This window comes from Methylosinus sp. LW4 (assembly GCF_000379125.1).
Lineage (GTDB): Bacteria > Pseudomonadota > Alphaproteobacteria > Rhizobiales > Beijerinckiaceae > Methylosinus.
Genome location: NZ_KB900626.1, coordinates 356,231 through 373,062, shown reverse-complemented (window position 1 = coordinate 373,062; position 16,832 = coordinate 356,231). Strand labels below are relative to the sequence as shown.

18 protein-coding genes are annotated in these 16,832 nt (G+C 65.3%); 3 read left to right on the top strand and 15 right to left on the bottom strand.

All coding sequences use genetic code 11. The features are described 5' to 3' along the window. Positions 1-11 precede the first annotated feature (11 nt). From METLW4_RS26190 to METLW4_RS0101805, 4 genes are all read right to left on the bottom strand, one after another. Positions 12-1,106 (bottom strand): hypothetical protein, encoded by a 1,095-nt coding sequence (locus METLW4_RS26190; RefSeq protein ID WP_157234776.1) that lies wholly within the window; start codon positions 1,104-1,106, stop codon positions 12-14. 264 nt (positions 1,107-1,370) lie between these two features. After that, entirely contained in the window at positions 1,371-2,384 is a 1,014-nt protein-coding gene (locus METLW4_RS0101815) for a patatin-like phospholipase family protein (RefSeq protein ID WP_018264494.1), read from the bottom strand. Beyond that, the gene (locus tag METLW4_RS0101810; protein ID WP_018264493.1) at positions 2,381-3,166 is read right to left on the bottom strand and encodes a 3-hydroxybutyrate dehydrogenase; all 786 of its coding nucleotides are present in this window, start codon (positions 3,164-3,166) and stop codon (positions 2,381-2,383) included. Before METLW4_RS0101810 ends, METLW4_RS0101815 begins: the two co-directional genes overlap by 4 nt. Positions 3,167-3,269: 103 nt before the next feature. Further along, a complete protein-coding gene (locus METLW4_RS0101805) occupies positions 3,270-3,911 on the bottom strand; it encodes a S24 family peptidase (protein ID WP_018264492.1) in 642 nt (213 codons plus the stop codon). Between the two features lie 201 nt (positions 3,912-4,112). On the opposite strand from METLW4_RS0101805, the gene METLW4_RS0101795 reads away from it, so the two are divergent. Together METLW4_RS0101795 and METLW4_RS0101790 are read left to right on the top strand one after the other, a co-directional pair. After that, positions 4,113-4,499 (top strand): DUF2946 family protein, encoded by a 387-nt coding sequence (locus METLW4_RS0101795; RefSeq protein WP_018264490.1) that lies wholly within the window; start codon positions 4,113-4,115, stop codon positions 4,497-4,499. A 164-nt stretch (positions 4,500-4,663) separates the two neighbouring features. Further along, positions 4,664-5,047: a hypothetical protein gene (locus METLW4_RS0101790; protein ID WP_018264489.1), complete on the top strand. Its 384-nt coding sequence runs from the start codon at positions 4,664-4,666 to the stop codon at positions 5,045-5,047. 64 nt (positions 5,048-5,111) lie between these two features. Here the strand turns inward: METLW4_RS0101790 and METLW4_RS0101785 are convergent, their stop codons facing one another. The 8 genes from METLW4_RS0101785 to METLW4_RS0101750 all read right to left on the bottom strand — a co-directional run bounded on the left by METLW4_RS0101785 (position 5,112) and on the right by METLW4_RS0101750 (position 12,382). Next, positions 5,112-5,984 (bottom strand): hypothetical protein, encoded by an 873-nt coding sequence (locus METLW4_RS0101785; protein WP_018264488.1) that lies wholly within the window; start codon positions 5,982-5,984, stop codon positions 5,112-5,114. A 17-nt stretch (positions 5,985-6,001) separates the two neighbouring features. Then, positions 6,002-6,664, bottom strand: coding sequence for an O-methyltransferase (locus METLW4_RS0101780; protein WP_018264487.1), 663 nt, complete (start codon positions 6,662-6,664; stop codon positions 6,002-6,004). 42 nt (positions 6,665-6,706) lie between these two features. Next, positions 6,707-7,741 carry an NAD(P)/FAD-dependent oxidoreductase gene (locus METLW4_RS0101775; protein WP_026191173.1) on the bottom strand — a complete coding sequence of 345 codons (1,035 nt, stop codon included), beginning with the start codon at positions 7,739-7,741 and terminating at the stop codon, positions 6,707-6,709. Between the two features lie 278 nt (positions 7,742-8,019). Next, positions 8,020-8,409 (bottom strand): 2Fe-2S iron-sulfur cluster-binding protein, encoded by a 390-nt coding sequence (locus METLW4_RS0101770; protein ID WP_018264485.1) that lies wholly within the window; start codon positions 8,407-8,409, stop codon positions 8,020-8,022. A 174-nt stretch (positions 8,410-8,583) separates the two neighbouring features. Then, complete coding sequence (locus METLW4_RS0101765) at positions 8,584-9,168, bottom strand: ABC-type transport auxiliary lipoprotein family protein (protein ID WP_018264484.1); 585 nt, start codon at positions 9,166-9,168, stop codon at positions 8,584-8,586. Positions 9,169-9,499: 331 nt separating this feature from the next. Continuing rightward, positions 9,500-10,384, bottom strand: coding sequence for an MlaD family protein (locus METLW4_RS0101760; protein ID WP_018264483.1), 885 nt, complete (start codon positions 10,382-10,384; stop codon positions 9,500-9,502). 5 nt (positions 10,385-10,389) lie between these two features. After that, entirely contained in the window at positions 10,390-11,232 is an 843-nt protein-coding gene (locus tag METLW4_RS0101755) for an ABC transporter ATP-binding protein (protein ID WP_018264482.1), read from the bottom strand. A gap of 4 nt (positions 11,233-11,236) precedes the next feature. Then, positions 11,237-12,382 carry an MlaE family ABC transporter permease gene (locus tag METLW4_RS0101750; protein ID WP_018264481.1) on the bottom strand — a complete coding sequence of 382 codons (1,146 nt, stop codon included), beginning with the start codon at positions 12,380-12,382 and terminating at the stop codon, positions 11,237-11,239. A gap of 136 nt (positions 12,383-12,518) precedes the next feature. On the opposite strand from METLW4_RS0101750, the gene dgcA reads away from it, so the two are divergent. Beyond that, positions 12,519-13,502, top strand: a complete 984-nt coding sequence (gene dgcA, locus METLW4_RS0101745; RefSeq protein WP_018264480.1) for an N-acetyl-D-Glu racemase DgcA — start codon at positions 12,519-12,521, stop codon at positions 13,500-13,502. A gap of 50 nt (positions 13,503-13,552) precedes the next feature. On the opposite strand, the gene METLW4_RS0101740 is transcribed toward dgcA, so the two are convergent. The 3 genes from METLW4_RS0101740 to METLW4_RS0101730 form a co-directional block, all read right to left on the bottom strand. Beyond that, positions 13,553-14,734, bottom strand: coding sequence for a hypothetical protein (locus METLW4_RS0101740; RefSeq protein WP_157234774.1), 1,182 nt, complete (start codon positions 14,732-14,734; stop codon positions 13,553-13,555). A gap of 107 nt (positions 14,735-14,841) precedes the next feature. Then, the gene (locus METLW4_RS0101735) at positions 14,842-15,438 is read right to left on the bottom strand and encodes a hypothetical protein (RefSeq protein WP_157234772.1); all 597 of its coding nucleotides are present in this window, start codon (positions 15,436-15,438) and stop codon (positions 14,842-14,844) included. Positions 15,439-15,444: 6 nt separating this feature from the next. Beyond that, positions 15,445-16,725 carry a hypothetical protein gene (locus tag METLW4_RS0101730; RefSeq protein ID WP_157234770.1) on the bottom strand — a complete coding sequence of 427 codons (1,281 nt, stop codon included), beginning with the start codon at positions 16,723-16,725 and terminating at the stop codon, positions 15,445-15,447. Positions 16,726-16,832 lie beyond the last annotated feature (107 nt).

The window sequence follows — 16,832 nt, the reverse complement described above, 5'->3', positions numbered from 1 at the left end:
CTTCCTTTTTTTTAGTCTCGCGGAATGACGCCGGTCGCCATGCGGCCGAGATCGCCGACCGCGCCCGTGACCGTATCGACCGCGCGCTCCATGAAGCCGGGCTGCTCTCTCGGAGGGGCGGGCGGCGGCGGAGCGGCGGCCGGCGCTTCCGCCACGGGAGCGGGCGCGACGATGGGAGCGGCGGCGGCGGGAGCAACGCTGGGCTTGGTCTCGGGCTTGGCCTTGGCGGGCTTCGCCTGAGCAACCGGCTTGACGGGCCCCGCGGCGGGCGGCTTGGCCTGAGCGGCGGGCTTGGCCGGCGGCGGCGCAGGCTGCGCGGTATGGGACGGCTTGGGCTGCGGCGCCGGCTTGGCGGCATGGGCCTTGGCCGCCGGCGGCGGCGCGGCGACGACAGGCTCGGGAGCCGGCGGCTCGGCGACCGGCGGTTCGGCGACCACAGGCTCGACGGCGACGGGCGCGGCCGGCGGCGGCGCCTTGGGCGTCGGAATGACGCGAATCGGCGCAGCATTCGGAGCGGCGAGCGGAACGGCGTTGGCGGCCGGCGGGCTCAACGCCCCCTCCGGCAGAGCCGATGGCGCACGCGCCGGGGCGGGCGCGGCGGCGGCCGGCTCCTCGGCGGCGGCGGGCGCCTCTGTCTCCGGCGCGGCTTCCGCGGCGGCGGGGGCCGGCTCGGCGGTCATGGCGCCCTCGGCCTTGTCCGTGGCGGCGGGCTCGGCGGGATCGATGGAGTCGCGCTGGGTCGCCGAAACGAGAGGTTCGTCCTCTACATCGCCGGGCATGAAGACCATGGCGATGGCGCCCAAGCCGACCACGAGAATGACGACGGCGACGGCGATCAGCCAACCGCGCCCACTTCGGCGAACCTCGCCGCGCGCGCTCTGCGAATCCTCCGCCTTCGGCCGGCGCCGCGCGCGCATCTGCCGATCGACCTCGCTCGGCGCCCTCACGGCCTCCGGCTGGGCGGCGGCGGCCGGCGGCGGGTCGGCGGGATGATCCAGCCGAAGATGAGCCGGCGGCTCCTCCTCCGGCTGCGGGCCGGTGTGACGCAACAGCTCCTTGAACTCCTCGAACTCGGCGATGAGCTTCTCGTCGGCGGGCGCGTTCATCTTCCAGTCCTCCGATTGCATCGGCGCGTCGGTCCAAAGCCCGCGACGCTCGACGCCATCATTCGCGATTTTCGTCGATCGCGGCCTTCACGAATATTCGCGAAACACCCCTCTCGGCATGAAATTTCCATTGCGGCCTTCGCCGCGCTCCACCAGGAATAGAGAAAAATGTGGCCGATCTTTGCCACGAGCCGTCGATCGCCGCGGCGCCCGCGGGCGGCACGGAGCAATTTCCTGCGAAAAACAGCGCGGGGGCCGGTCCGCTCAGACGAGCTGCTCCTTCAATTGCGCCGTTCCCGTGACGCCGATCGCATCATAATGCTCGTCGAGAAACGCCTTGCCGGCCTCGCGGCCGATATCGAACAGCGAGCGCAGGAAGTCATAATCGGCGTCGAGCTTGGTGTCCGCGCCGAAGCGCTTCATCGCCGCGCCGCCCTCGACCAGATGCAGCAGCACCTTCTTATAATGCGTGCCCTTCAGCCGTCCGGCGTCGATGAGGCGGGCCACGAAGTCGATGGCGCGAAACTCGTGCAGGAGCGAGGCGTTGAAGGTGATCTCGTTCAGCCGGTCCATGATCTCCTGCGAGGTGCGCGGAATCTCGTCGCGCTCGACCGGATTGATCTGCACCAGAATAATGTCGCAGCAATCGGTCTCCGTGTAGAGCGGAAACAGCGCCGGATTGCCCATATAGCCGCCGTCCCAATAGGCCTCGCCCTCCACCTCCACTGCCTGGAACAGAGTGGGCAGGCAGGCGGAGGCCATCAGCATGTCTATGGTGAGCTCCGGCCGGCGGAAGATGCGCACCTTGCCGGTGCGCACATTGGTGGCCGAGATGAACAGCTTCAGATTGTCGGTGGCGCGCAGCGCCGGAAAATCGACGAGCCCCTCGATGAGATCGCGCAGCGGGTTTATGTCGAGCGGATTGAACTCATAGGGCGAGAAATAATTGGCGGCGTTGTGGGCGATCGTCTTGCGCAGCTTCAACGGATCCCAGAAGCCGAACACCATGTCGCAGAGATCGCGCTGCGCCTTGCTGAGATCGCCGCCGACGCTGACCGTCCGCCAGAACTCCTGGAGCTGCGCGCGGGCGCGCTCCGGCCCGCCCTCGCGCAAACCATCCGCATAGACGACCGCGTTCATCGCGCCGGCGCTGGCGCCGCTGATGCCGACGACGTCCAGCCGCCCATCCTCGAGAAAGGCGTCGAGCGCGCCCCAGGTGAAGGCGCCATGGGCGCCCCCGCCCTGCAAGGCCAGAGTGACCTTCTTCTTCTCCGTCATCCCGCGGTCCAGCCGCCGTCTATGGAGATATTGGAGCCGGTGATCTGCGCCGCGGCGTCCGAGCACAGGAACAGGACCAGCGCCGCGATCTGATCGACGGTCACGAATTCCTTGGTCGGCTGCGCCTGCAGCAGCACATCATTGATGACCTGCTCGCGGGTGAGGTTGCGGGCCTTCATCGTGTCGGGAATCTGCTTCTCGACCAAAGGCGTCCACACATAGCCGGGCGAGATGCAATTGGCGGTGACGCCATAAGTGGCGAGCTCCAGAGCGACCACCTTGTTGAGCCCGGCTATGCCGTGCTTGGCGGCGACATAGGCCGCCTTGAAGGGCGAGGCGACCAGCGAATGCGCCGAGGCGGTGTTGATGATGCGGCCCCAGCGACGCTTCTTCATGCCCGGCGTCGCCGCGCGAATGGTATGGAAGGCCGAGGAGAGATCGATCGCGATGATCTGATTCCATTTCTCGATCGGAAAATCCTCGATCGGCGAGACAAATTGTATCCCGGCGTTGTTGACGAGAATATCCACCGAGCCGAGCTTCGCCTCGGCGTTCTGGATCATAGCCTCGATTTCCTCGGGCTTGGTCATGTCGGCGCCGTCGTAAATGGCGGTGACGCCGAACTCCGTCTCTATGGCGGCGCGCTCCTTCTCGATCTCGGCGGCGTCGCCGAAGCCGTTGAGGACGACATTGGCCCCCTCCTTGGCGAGGGCGCGGACGACGGCGAGGCCGATGCCGCTGGTGGAGCCGGTGACGACGGCGTTGCGTTTGGCGAGAGACATTCGCGCTCCTTGGTGAAAACGCGCCGACCAATGGCGCCGGAACTCATGCGTCGGGACGCAATCTAGCGTCTCGACGTCGATGGAACATGACGCCGCGCGCCGCTCACTGGCTCGCCCATAATATGCGGGCGATCCAGCTCACCTCCTCCTTGGGCAGCACGCGGTCCGGGTAGGCGGGGTTGAAGGATTTCAGCTCCACCGTGCGGGCGGTCTGGCGCTTCAGCTCCTTGGCGAGCACTTCGCCGGCAGTGGTCTTCACCACCACGCGGTCGCCGCGGCGCACCGGCGCGGCCGGCGAGACGATGACAATGTCGCCGTCGCGATAGAGCGGGGCCATGGAGTCGCCGGAAATCTCGAGCGCGTAGGAATGCTCGTCGGCGTCGGCGAAGACGTCGATCTCCTCCCAGCCCGTGCCGGTGGCGAAGCCGGCGTCGTCGAAATAGCCGCCGACCCCGGCCTGAGCGAGGCCGATGAGCGGGCGGGCGCTGCGCGTCGGCCGCTGCCCCTTGGCCATGACCAGAGACATGAACTCGTCCAGGCTCGCGCCGGTCGCCTGCAGAACCTTGGCGATCGATTCGGTCGAGGGCCAGCGCAGCCGCCCATCGGCGGTCTGCCGCTTGGAGCGGTTGAAAGTGGTCGGGTCCAGCCCGGCCTTGCGGGCGAGGCCGGAGGCGGTGAGGCCGTAGCGCTCGCCGAGCGCGTCCAGCGCCGCCCAGATTTGCGCATGCGTCAGGATCTCAGCCATTGGCGGACCTCATTCCTAGAACTAGGAATAGAACAGTCGCCCGCGCTCCGCAATTCGAGATTTGCCCGGGAGCCAAATCTCCCTCGCTGCGCGCTGCGGACTTTTTTTCGCCGGAAACTCTCGCATTTTCAGCAAATTCCATGAGCCGCCCAGCGAGGCTCCATTGACCATGTCGCGAGGCCCGCCTATCTTGGAGCGATCGTGACCCAGCAGAGCGACAAAACACGGCAGTATGGACAGACGGCGGCCACGCTGCTCGTCGCCTATCTGCTCGTTCTGCAGGGACTGGCCGCGGGCCTCGTCGTCGGCGCCCGCGCCGGACAGAGCGCCCTCGGCAGCGCGATCTGCGTCACCGCCAAGGTGGATGAGCGCTCGCAAGGACCGCGCGCGCCCGCGCATGGAATGGACGCCTGCTGCGTCCAGCATTGCACGGGGCTCGACGGCGGCGTCATCGGCGGCTTCGCCGAGCTAGAGCCGCCGCGCTCGCCCGAGGTGGGAATTCTCCTGCCTCTGCGCGAGTCCGGCGGTCATAAACGTCTCGCCCAACTTCCTGTCGGAGCGCGCGCTCCGCCCGTCCTCGCCGTCTGATCGCAGCCGAGAGGCTGCGCCGCTGGCGCGCACTCTCGCTCCCGTCCCCTGGGCGGAGCGAAGGCGCATCCCCCAGAAGACAATAGCGAATTCGGATCGATTCCACATGCGCCGCGATGCGCGGGGATCGGCTCGAAAATCGCTCGAGAGGCCGAGTCGAGACAATGGATTACGATATTGCCCCCCGTGAGGGACGACGCGCCGCGCGAGCCGCGCCCACGCCCGTCCAGGACCAGCCCAATACGCCGGCGCGCCGCCGGATCGAGGTGCTGGAGACTTATTTCGGCGCCGATGGCCGCCCGGTGAAGCGCAAGAGCATTGGCGCGGCGCGCGTCGCCCGCCGCTATGACGAGCGCGGCAATAAGGTCGAGGAGGCCTATTTCAACGCCGACGGCAAGCCGACCCTGCGCAAGGGCCTCGGCGTCGCCAAGATCGCCTGGCGCTATGACGAGAGAGGCCGCCAGATCGACGCCTCCTTCTTCGACGCGGCCGGCGAGCCGGTCCAAAAGGGCGCCGCGGCGCGCGACCGCGCGCTCGCCGACGCCTGAGAACCGATCCCAAAACTAGGGTGGACCCGAGACGCAGGGCGGCCGAAAGGCCGCCCTCGGCGTTTTATTTCAGCGCTTTGGCGCGGGCGCGCAAAGCGCGGGGCGCGATGATGGGCGCGCAGTCGAGTATCGCCAGAAGATCGGGCTTGCGGATTTTTCCGGCGATATCTTCCGAATAAAAGGCCTCGCCCTGCGGTAGATTCGACGCGAAGCGCGCGCCGACGCCGATCGAGGCGGCGAAATCGTCCCATTTGAACGGAACATCGATATAGCCGCTGTCGAAATAGCCGAAAGGAAGATCATAGGCGCAGCGCAGGATAGCGGCGTGCAGAGCGCCGCAGAGAACGAAGCGCGCGCTCGCGATCTGGTCGATCGCCCGCCGAATGGAGTCGAAGCTCGCGGCGATATTCGGCCGAACGACGAGATCGACGCCGGTTTCCTCGATCAGCCGCCGATCGCTTTTCGGCTCGAGAAAATGCGGCACGCAGATCGCCTTGTCGGCGAGGCCCGGATCGATGCGCGGCGCATAGAGCAAGGGTAGCAGCAATGCGGGATCGCCGAGCGGCGTCTCCGCCGGCAGGCCCAAGGCGTCGCGCGTGAGCGGTCCGCGCGCGCCCAGAAAGACGCAATGCCGCTGCAGCTCCTCGCTCAGCGGATGCGGATCGCGCTTGCCGCAGCACCAAAAGGCGATCTTCGGCGCACGATCGGCGCGAGAATGAGTGAGATCGATCTCGATCTGATGGTCGGAAATGACGCTGCCGATCAAGCGAACGACGTCGAAGTCGCGTTTGTAGCGTCCGGCGCGGCGGTCGCGCATGCTGCGCTTGGTCAGCTCTCGATACAGCAGCTCGGACAGCGCATCGCCGAAATTCAGCTCGCGCATCCCCTTCCGCCAATAGCCGACCCTCTGGTCGCTGTAGAGGCGCGCCGCCTGCATCCGTCGGGAACGCCGCGTCAGCCGTTCACGATCGCGATGGCGAAGCCGTCCCAGCCCTTGGAGCCGACCGTCTGAATGGCGGTCGCCGTGACGCGAGGCTCGGCGGCGATCGCCTCGAACAAAGCGCGCGCGCCGGCGGCGTTGGCGTCCGTCCCGGCGAGCACAGAGCCCTCCCGCACGACATTGTCGACGATGATGAGGCTCCCCGGCCGCGCGAGCGTCAGCGCCCAGGCGAAGTAATTGGCGTTATTGGGCTTGTCGGCGTCGATGAAGGCGAGGTCGAAGGGATCGGCCGCCTCGGCCGCGAGCTTGGGCAGCGTGTCCAGCGCCGCGCCGACGCGAATCTCGACGCGGCTCGCGAGACCGGCCTTCGCCAGATTGGCGGCGGCGACATCGGCGTGTTTTTGCTCGAGCTCCAGCGTCACCAGCCGGCCGCCCTCGGGAAGAGCGCGCGCCAGCCATATGGTGCTGTAGCCGCCGAGCGCGCCCACCTCGAGAATGCGCTTCGCCCCGATGGAGCGCGCCAGCAGATTCAGCAGCTTGCCCTGCGGCGGCGAGACGTCGATCGCCGGCAGGCCGGCGGCGGCGTTGGCGGAAAGGGCCGCATCGAGAGCGGCGTCGGCGCCGATCAGCCGATCGGCGATATAGGCGTCGACCTCACCCCAGGCTTGCGATGACATTCGCCCCTCCTCCGCGCGCGACCAAAGGACGAGGCTCGGGCGTCAGACGCCGAGCTTCTTCTGCAGATTGGTCGAGGACGTCGTGTATTGGAACAGCAGCTTCTTGTCCGGGAAGATGTAGCGATGCGCCTTCTGCGCCGCCAGCGCCGCCTCGTGGAAGCCGCACAGAATGAGCTTCAGCTTGCCCGGATAGGTGTTGATGTCGCCGATGGCGAAAATGCCGGGGTGATTGGTCTCGAATTTCTCCGTGTCCACGGGAACGAGATTCTCGTGGAGGTTGAGACCCCAATCCGCCACCGGGCCGAGCTTCATCGTCAGGCCGAAGAAGGGCATCAGGCGATGCGCGGACACCACCGTGTCGACATTGTCATTGCCGCGGATCGTCACCGAGGAGAGCTCGCCGTCGGCGCCTTCGATCGCCGTGACCTGGCCGAGACGGAAGTCGACCCGCTTGGCGGCGATATGCTCCTGCAGCGCATTGACGGAATGCGGCGCGGCGCGGAACTGGTCGCGGCGATGGACGAGCGTCAGGCTCTTGGCGATGGGCTGCAGATTGAGCGTCCAATCCAGCGCCGAATCGCCGCCGCCGACGATGACGACGTCGCGGTCGCGGAAATCCTCCATGCGGCGCACCGCATAGAAGACGGATTTGTTCTCATAAGCGTCGATGCCGGCGATCGGCGGCTTTTTCGGCTGGAAGGAGCCGCCGCCCGCCGCGACGAAGACCACTTTGGCCTTGAACTTCGTTCCCGCGTCGGTCGTCACCTCGAAAGAGGGCTGCTCGGGCGTGCCGGTGGGCGTCAGCGTCTCGACCATCTCATTGAAATGGAAGGTTGGATTGAAGGGCTTGATCTGCTCCAGCAGATTGTCGGTGAGGCCCTGGCCGGTGACGAGCGGATGGCCCGGAATGTCGTAGATCGGCTTCTCGGGATAGAGCTCGGAGCATTGGCCGCCAGCGCGCGGCAGAATATCGATGACATGGGCTCGAATATCGAGAAGGCCCAATTCGAAAACCGCGAACAGACCGGCCGGGCCGGCCCCGACGATCAGCGCGTCGGTCTCGATTGTCTCAGTCATTGTCCATCCTTCGCCGCGTTCGAAACGAAATTTCGCGAGGGCGGGGCGACTCTCGTCGGATCGAAACGCGCCGAGCGCGCTTCGATCGACCATGGCCGCCGCCATCGAAACGGGCCGTCCGGCAGCCTGCCCCGTTCGAAGCCCGATCCCTTCACGGCCATGGTCTATAGCATCCGCGCCGTCATGCAAATGTCTTCGGGAGATCGAAACCGACGCAAAAAAACGCCGCGGCGAGGCGGCGCTTTCATTCGTCGAATATCAGCGCCCCCGCGGAGCCCTCAGCCCTGCTGCGAGGGCGTCGTCACCACGAGGCCGTCGAGCTCCGGCCGTACGGTGATCTGGCAGCTGAGGCGCGAATTGGGCTTCACGTCGAAGGCGAAGTCCAGCATGTCCTCTTCCATCTGCGAAGGCTTGCCGGCCTTCTCGACCCAGGCCTCGTCCACATAGACATGGCAGGTGGCGCAGGCGCAGGCGCCGCCGCATTCGGCCGGAATCTCGGGGATATCGTTGCGGCGCGCCGTCTCCATGACGGTGGAGCCCGTCTCGCCCTCGACCGTGCGGGCCTGACCATGCGAATCGACGAAAGTGATCTTCGCCTTGGTCGGAGCGCCGCCGCCGGGCTCGGCGCCATAGCGGGTCGCTTGGTCGTAGAGGCTGGTCTTCACCATGGTGCTCTGTCTCTTCCGTTGACGTGTCGGCGCGCCTGCCGCTGGCGCAAGTTTCGGCGGGCCGCCGAAGTCCCTCGCCCGAAGCTTCGGCCCGACGCTCGTCCTGTCGCGCGATCAGTTATCATCGGCAGAGCGGGCGCGCTAGTGTTTCCTCGAGCCTGCGACCGGGTGATGTCAAACCTGCGCCGCGGCCCAGCGCACGATCTGCCCGACGGTCGCGGTCAGCGCCTCGTCCAGCGCCTGCGTCGCCGCCGCGCCAGTGGAATGGGGCGCCGGCGCGCGGCTCGAGAAGACGCGGCCCTGGCCTACCGGCGCGCCGCGCGAATCGAGCATTCTGGCGGCGATCTCGACCACCGCCTCGGAGGTCGTCACATCGATCTCGAAGCGGCGAATCTCGGTCGAGAGCACATGGTCCGCGATCATTCCGGCGCGCACGACAGAGCCGGCGCGACGGCCGATGTCGAAGCCGGCGATGAGCCGCGCCTGCACGAGCCGCGGCAACCGATCCACCCATTGCGCCTCGGCGAGATTGGCGACCTCGTTCGGCCCGGTGCGCACGACGATGCGATCGGAGTCGATGGGCTGCACCGCCTGCGGCTCTGCGACGGCGAGCGTGCCGCGCAAGGGCCGCGCCAGCGCGCGCGCCACATCGCCGGGACCGCCGAGATCGAAGCTCTCGCGCTGCGGCGCGCCGCCGCAAGCCGCGAGCGCCAGAGCGGCGAGCAGAATGAGGGAGAGCGACGCTCTCGACGGCGTCATGGACCGATCCTTCCCGCTGATCGCGCGCGACGCCGCGGCGTTCTCGCAGTGATTCTGAAGATTACTCGAACGTCGCCACCCATCAAAGAGCAACGCCTCTTATTGCCGCGCAATGCGTGACCGCGAAAGGAGCGCGCTCACCCTCCCCTTCAGGGGGAGGGTCGGCCGGCGATAGCCGGACGGGGTGGGGTTCAACTGCGAAGACTCGGGGCGTCACCCCCTCCCGAGCGCCTGCGGCGCTCGACCTCCCCCCTCGAGGGGGAGGTGGAAAACGCCTTTTCTGGCTCGTCCTCTCGTTCACCTGATCGCGCATTCTCACCCGAGCGCTCGCTCACTTGCCGCGATATTCCGGCAGAGCTGGGCTCGCGCCGAAAATCACCTGCTGCGGATTTTTCTCCAGCGAGCGGACGGCGCGCTCCACCGTCTCCAGCGTCTTGCGGGCGTCGACGGCGAGCTGCTCATATTGCTTCAGGCCGACGCCGGAGAAGTTCTTCAGATTGGCCGAAGCGCCAGCGATGTCGGTCGCTATGCTGTTGAGCTTCTTGGGGTCGATCGCCACGAGAAGCTTGTCGATGCGCGCCGGCAGCGGCTTCATCGAGGCGCTGATCTCCGACATATCGTGAATGAAGGAGTCGATTCCGCCGGAATTATCGGCGAGCGCCTTGGTGAATTTCTCGGTGTTCCTCAGCGTGTCCGAAATGGTCTGCGAATTGGCGTCGAGCAGCTTGCCCACCCTCTCGAGAACTTCCGTGGCGGTGGACGAGAGCTTCTGCACATTCTCGAGAATATTCTGAAACTCGGAGCGCTCGCCCTCTATGACGGGATAGGTCTCCCCCGTCCTCGCGCGCAGCTCCTCCGCGCCCGGCGTGCCGCCGGTGAGCGACACATAGGAGACGCCGGTGAAGCCGGCCTGCTCGAGACGCGCGCGCGTGTTGGTTTTGACCGGCGTCTTGCGGTCTACGCTGACGAGCACGTCGACGCGGCTCGGATCCTGTTCGGAAATGGCGAGCTGCGTCACCTCGCCCACCTTCAGCCCGTTGAAGCGCACGTCGCCGCCGCGCAGCAGGCCGCTGACCGAGCCGTTGAAATGCACCTCATAGGTCTTGTATTGCGCCGTCTGGCTCGCTCCCGAGAACCAGAAGACGAAGCCGAAGGCCGCGAACACCACGGCGAGGGCGAAAGCGCCGATGAGGGCGAAATTGGCGCGGGTTTCCATGGGGCCTACTCTCGTCCTCGCAGTTCTTTCGTCTTGCGCTCCTCGAGCGCGCCGGAGAGGCGCGATCCGCGCACGCCGTGGAAATAAGCCTTCAGCCAGGGATGCTCGCAGGCGAGCATCTCCTCCATCGGCCCCGCGGCGATCACCTTTCCCTCGGCGAGCGCGGCGATGCGGTCGCAGATGGAATAAAGGCTGTCGAGATCATGCGTCACCATGAAGACGGTCAATCCGAGCGTATGTTGCAGAGTGGCGATCAGCTCGTCGAATTCCGCCGCGCCTATGGGATCGAGACCGGAGGTCGGCTCGTCGAGAAAGACCAGCTCCGGGTCGAGCGCGAGCGCGCGGGCGAGCGCCGCGCGCTTGATCATGCCGCCCGATAATTCGGCCGGAAATTTGTCCGCGGCGCTCGCGGGCAGGCCGACCAGCTCGAGCTTCAGCATCGCCAGCTCGTCCATCAGCCGCGCCGAAATATGCCCGGTCTCGCGCATGGGCATTTGGATATTCTGCCGCACGGTGAGGCTGGAGAACAGCGCGCCATTCTGAAACAGCACGCCCCAGCGCCGCTCGACGCGACGGCGCTCGGCGGCGGAGAGCTTGTCGCGATCCTGCCCGAACAGCTCTATGAGACCGGAGCGCTTGTCGACGAGGCCGAGAATGGTGCGCATCAGCACCGATTTGCCCTGTCCCGAGCCGCCGACGAAGCCCAGCACCTCGCCGCGATAGACATCGAGATCGAGGCCGCGCATCACCAAAGTCTGCCCGAAGGCGACGAAGAGATCGCGCACGCGAATCACCGTCTCGCGCGTCGCGGCGGGCTTTTCGATCGTCGGCGAGGCGAGGTCGGTCATCGGGCTAATATTTGATCGAGGCGAAGAAGATGGCGAAGAAGCCGTCGAGCACGATGACCATGAAGATCGCCTTCACCACAGAAGCCGTGACGTGGCGGCCGAGCGATTCGGCCGAGCCTCTGGTCGCCATGCCCTCCATGGCGGCCACCATGCCGATGACCAGCGCCATGAATGGCGCCTTTATGAGGCCGACGATGAAAGTGTTGCGGCCGATCGCCGCCTGCAGCAGCGAGAGATAGGCCGCCGGGCTGATGCCCTCATAGACCCAGCACACCAGAAGGCCGCCGAACAGCGCCGACATATCGGCGATGAAGGTGAGCAGCGGCAGCGACAGAACCAGCGCCAAGACGCGCGGCGTCACCAGCACCTCCACCGGCGAGAGGCCCATGACGCGCAGCGCATCGACCTCCTCGCGCATTTTCATCGAGCCGAGCTCGGCGGTGATGGCGGAGCCGGAGCGGCCGGCGATCATGATGGAGGTGAGCAGCACGCCGAGCTCGCGCAGCACCAATATGCCGATGAGATCGACCGCATAGGCGCCCGCGCCGAAGCGTCGCAGCTGGAATATGCCCTGCTGCGCGACAATGGCGCCGACGAGCAGATTGATGAGCGCGATGATGGGCAGGCTGCGAAAGCCGAAGCTCTCCATATGATAGACGAGCGAGGTGAAGCGGAAGCGTCCCGCCGCCATGAGCGAGACGCCCGAGGCGACGACGAACTCGCCGAGAAAGCCCACGCCGCTATAGGCGTCCTGCGCCGCCGCGACGACGGAACGGCCGAGATCGGCGAGAATATCGACGACGAGCAGGCGACGGCAGCGCGACGGCGCCTCGAAGGGACGAAACTTCGTCTCCTGCAGCAAGATGACATGCTCCGGCCGCGCGCCCTCCAGCGAGACGGCGACCCCGGCATGGGCGAGCTCGTCCATGGCGCGGCCGATGATCCAGGCGCCGGCGGTGTCGAGCCGGACGATTTGCGCGAGATCGACGATAGCGCGAGCGGCGCCGCGGGCGGCGGCGGCCATGCCGGCGGCGTCCTTCTCCAGGGCGGCGGAATCGGCGAGCACCCATTCGCCGCCCAGCGCGAAGCGCGCGGTCTCGCCCTCGCGTCGCGACGAGAGGCGGGCCGTATGGTCGAGGTCCGTGGACATGCCTATTTTCGGCCCTATGGGCCGGCGGCTCCCTTTCTCCGCGCCCCGCAGCGTCTTAACTTCCGCCGCAGCCAGAGTCGAGCGTGAGCCTGGCTGCGGCGCGCCTAGTCTCTCTGTTTCAACTGGAAAAATCGCTATGGGCGTCCAACTGACCATTTCCGTCGAACGTTTCCCCATCGCCGGGCGATTCGTCATCTCCCGCGGCGCCAAGACCGAGGCCGTCGTCGTCGTGGCGCGACTCGCCGACGGCGAGGCCCTGGGCCAGGGCGAATGCGTGCCCTACGCCCGCTATGGCGAGAGCGTGGAGAGCGTCGTCGATCAGCTGGAGAGCGTGCGCGATCTCCTCGAGGCCGGCGCCGACCGCGCGGCCCTCGCCGCTCTGCTGCCGCCGGGCGCCGCCCGCAACGCCGCCGATTGCGCGCTCTGGGATTTGGAGGCCAAGCGCACCGGCGTCGCCGCCTATCGGCTCGCCGGGCTCGAGCGAATGGAGCCGCTCGTCACCGCCTACACGATCTCGGTCGGAACGCCGGAGGAAATGCGCGAGGCCGCGGCCAAGGCCGCGCACCGCCCGCTGCTGAAGGTGAAGCTCGCCGGAGATGGCGACGCCGAGCGCATTGCGGCCGTGCGCGCAGGAGCGAGCGATTCGGCGCTGATCGTCGACGCCAACGAGGCGTGGCGCGAAGAAAATTTCGTCGCCAATAGCGAAGCCTGCGCAAAAGCCGGCGTGAGGCTGATCGAGCAGCCCCTGCCGGCGGGCGAGGACGAAGCGCTCACGCGCCTCCCCCGCCTCGTGCCGATCTGCGCCGACGAGAGCGTGCACGACCGCATCGGCCTTTCCGCTCTGGTCGGGCGCTATGACGCCGTGAACATCAAGCTGGACAAGACCGGCGGCCTCACCGAGGCGCTCGCGCTCGCCGCCGAGGCGCGGCGGCTCGGCTTCTCGATCATGGCCGGCTGCATGGTCGGCACCTCGCTGGCCATGGCCCCGGCCCTGATCGTGGCGCAAGGGGCGGAGTTCGTCGATCTCGACGGACCGCTGCTGCTGGCGAAGGACCGCGAGCCGGGGCTGCGGTACGAGGGGTCGCTGGTGTATCCGCCGGAGAGGGAGCTGTGGGGGTGAGCGAGACGAATGGCTTGAATTTCGGCCAGACTAAGCTCCGAATCCAATGGTCAAGGCAGATCGCTTCTTCCTCTTTTTCGCCGCAGAGCTACGCCGCCGAGCGAGACCAGAAGCATCGAGAACGCGCCAAAGAGCACGATCAGCGAATAGAGCGCTCTATGCTCGGACACACTCTTGCTCACCTCGGCCCAAATCGACGCCCCAATGGCGTTCCAAAACGCCGAGAGCAAAACCAAAAAAAATATGAATATGAATGCTCCGATCCCTTCAGGCCAGAGTTCTTTCAAAGTCGAGAAGAGCAGTTCGACCACTGCCGTCACGCACCTCGTCGCGCCGCGACCGATAGCCTGGACGACGACGTTCGCCAGCGGCCGATCGCGATCGGCTCCCGCGAAAACCCACCCATTGTCGCCTCTGATCCGGTCGCGAAAGCCTAGCGCAAAGGCATAAAGAGCGAAGCCGGCACCGCCCGCGGCGATACATCCCGTGAATATGGACGGCGCTGCGTCGAGGATGCGACCCATGAGCGGCGATGAGTTGCCGATTACATTTATCAGCACGCTGACGAAGACCATACCGCCGACGAGGCCGCCCGACATTCCGCCCAGGATCAATGCGAGCGCTTGCAACGGCGGCACATTGGTCCATCGCGTGAGCTCGCGTGCGTAGACCAGCCAACTGCGCAAAGGGCCATAGGACCAAAACAGCGCCGCGGCCGCCACGCACGCGATCGCGGTCATCGCCAGAGCTCCGATCTGCGGCATGAAGCCGACGATCACGCATAGGAGTCCGAGCTCGAGCAGATGAACAAGTTCCGTGATGCCGGTCTGATCTAGCCTGCCGCTCGGCAACCAGTTCGAGGCCCCGTACATCACTATTGCGGGACCGGCGACGAGCGTCGCCCAATTCGACAACGTTCGAAAGAGGAGCTTCGGCTCGGATAGAACGCGCGCAATGACAGTAAGGACCGCGATCGACCCGAGTATAGCCGCCCAGCGCATTTCCGACAAAGGCAGGCCGGAGGTCTCGACGAGCCATGGCGTGATCGTCGGATAGCACCGCAGAGCGAGCCAGCCCAGGCCGAAGGCCCCGACACTATGGACGATTGCGAAAACATAGAGACAAAAGACGCCGAGCGACAGACGAGCGCGCAATCTATTCCGCTGGAGGAAGTTCGATGTCCGCCGCAGATCGAGGAATAGCCTCCCCCGCAGGAACTGGCTTGTGAGCATAGCCGCGCCTGCATGAACGCGCTCGCGCCCTCTCCGAGCTGCGCGAGCGGCTCCATTCGGGGCGACTCCTGACCCCGACGACAAATCCAATCGCGGATCGTCGATTTTCATAACCATTGCAACCGATGTATTTTCAGGGCGAGCGCATCCATCTGCTCGGCCATGGATGCGAGGCGCTCGTCCGGGACTCGAAGAATATCGTCACGATTTATCTGTATTCGAATCAATTCGATTTGCGACATCATCTCCAAGAGCTTGCTATATTCGGTCCATGCGGCGATCCGAACGCCGCTGGGGGACCGCTCGAGCTGATTGGCGAGAAGGCTCGTGGCGCCTCCGAGCATGCTCGCAAGCGGCGCGACGACGCCGATCCATTGGCTGGCGACGCCGAGCGCCGCCAGCAGCGCGCCCAATCCCCCGGATAAAGTCGCTACCAAAGCGCCGAAAAACGTCACTTTCGAAACCAATTTCATTCTCTCATAAATTTCGCGAGCGAGCCGCTCCGCGTTAGTATTCACATTCTCAGAAGTCGTGAGAATAATGTCGACCAGCGCAGCGCGATCCACTATGGTCTTCGCCTCCGCTCCTCCGAGGGCTCGGGAGCTGGACAACAAAGCGCCAGCGTCGGGATGCCGTTTTCGTAGCGCGGCTAGCGCATCCGGATCCGAGAGTTCGAGAAGCCCAATAAGATTTTCGTAAGCCATGGAAATCTACTCGCTGATGCCGGAGTCGACGCGCGCTATACGGCTGCTTTTGGTCCAAGCTCCGATATAGAATAATGCGATGAGCGCAGTGGCGATCACGGCCCCGCCGAGCCAATCGACGGCAAACAAATAGACCGCCGAGACCAACATGATCGCCATGCCGACCCACGCGCATCCTAGAGCCGTTGTTTTTATGAGCTTGGCCCATTCAGTGCGCAATTTCGTGACGAAGAACCATTTGCGCGACGGGATCTCATCAAAGTATCCGCCGACGGTCAGGATGGCGAAGCCGGCGAACGCGATCCAACCCCACGGCAGATCATGCATGAGGTACTGCGCGGCTCGATTTTCGATCGCTTGTTGGAACTCTTCGAATGTTTGAAACTGCGACGGACCTGATGAAGCGCTGCTGGACGAGAAAGTCGAGAGGGGAATCTCGGCGCGCACCCCGGGCTCCCGATTGCCTGGCCCAGTGAGCACAAGCTCGAGCATGTCGCCGACGGCCGCCAAATCGATCCGCAACGGCGCTATCGTTTGTAGGGCGAACAGCAAATCGCCAAAGGTCGCATTCGATTCGGGAAGAGTTCTCAGGAAACTTGCGACCTGGTCTGTTTGAATATTATCCACGAAGCCGATCGGCGCGCCGACATCGCCGGTCCTGCAGCCGATGGAAACGAGAAGAACATCATGCGCGCGCGCCTTCTCGACGAGGTCCGAAACCTCATACGACCCTCTTGAGTTTTCGTCGGCCCCCTGCTTGACGAAGGCAGTCCCTTCCACATGTCCAACGAGTAGAAGCGTTTTCCCACGATAGCTTTCCAGAAAACCCTCTAAAAGCGTTTTGTCTGACGGCACTTCGGCATAGCGCGGCCGTCCGCCCCAGGCGTCGATGATCTTGATGCGCAGCGCACCGAACTCGCCCGGATCGAGAAAAATCGCGAGTTCGGGAGTGGGCAGAAGGTTGCCGAACATGTTCAGGAAGCGAAATAATTCTTTCGTCTCTACCGGCTTTCCGCCCCAAACCCATTTGGATATTTCGAGGCGTGACCATTGAGGCGCATCCGCGAGAATATCCAGCAGACCACGATACTGGCTCTCCGTGAGACCGCTACGCAGCGAATAGGCGCTCGTCTTTCCGCCGACCTCGCCCCCGTCAACGCGTGTCTCTTTGTCGGAGTGCGACTCATTGCGTCCCGGGGCCTCCATAGGGCGCGGTTCCACTCGAGGAGCCGAAAATCGCATCGGAGGAGCGTAAGCAAAATTCGTCGCGCCGATGAGAATCGCCATCGCCGCGAAAAACCGAAATAGATTGGGTCCGCCCAACCGTGACATCGCCGTCACCCTGGTTCGCCAAGAAAGCTCAAACTCAAATTATGCGCCACCGCATCATTGAT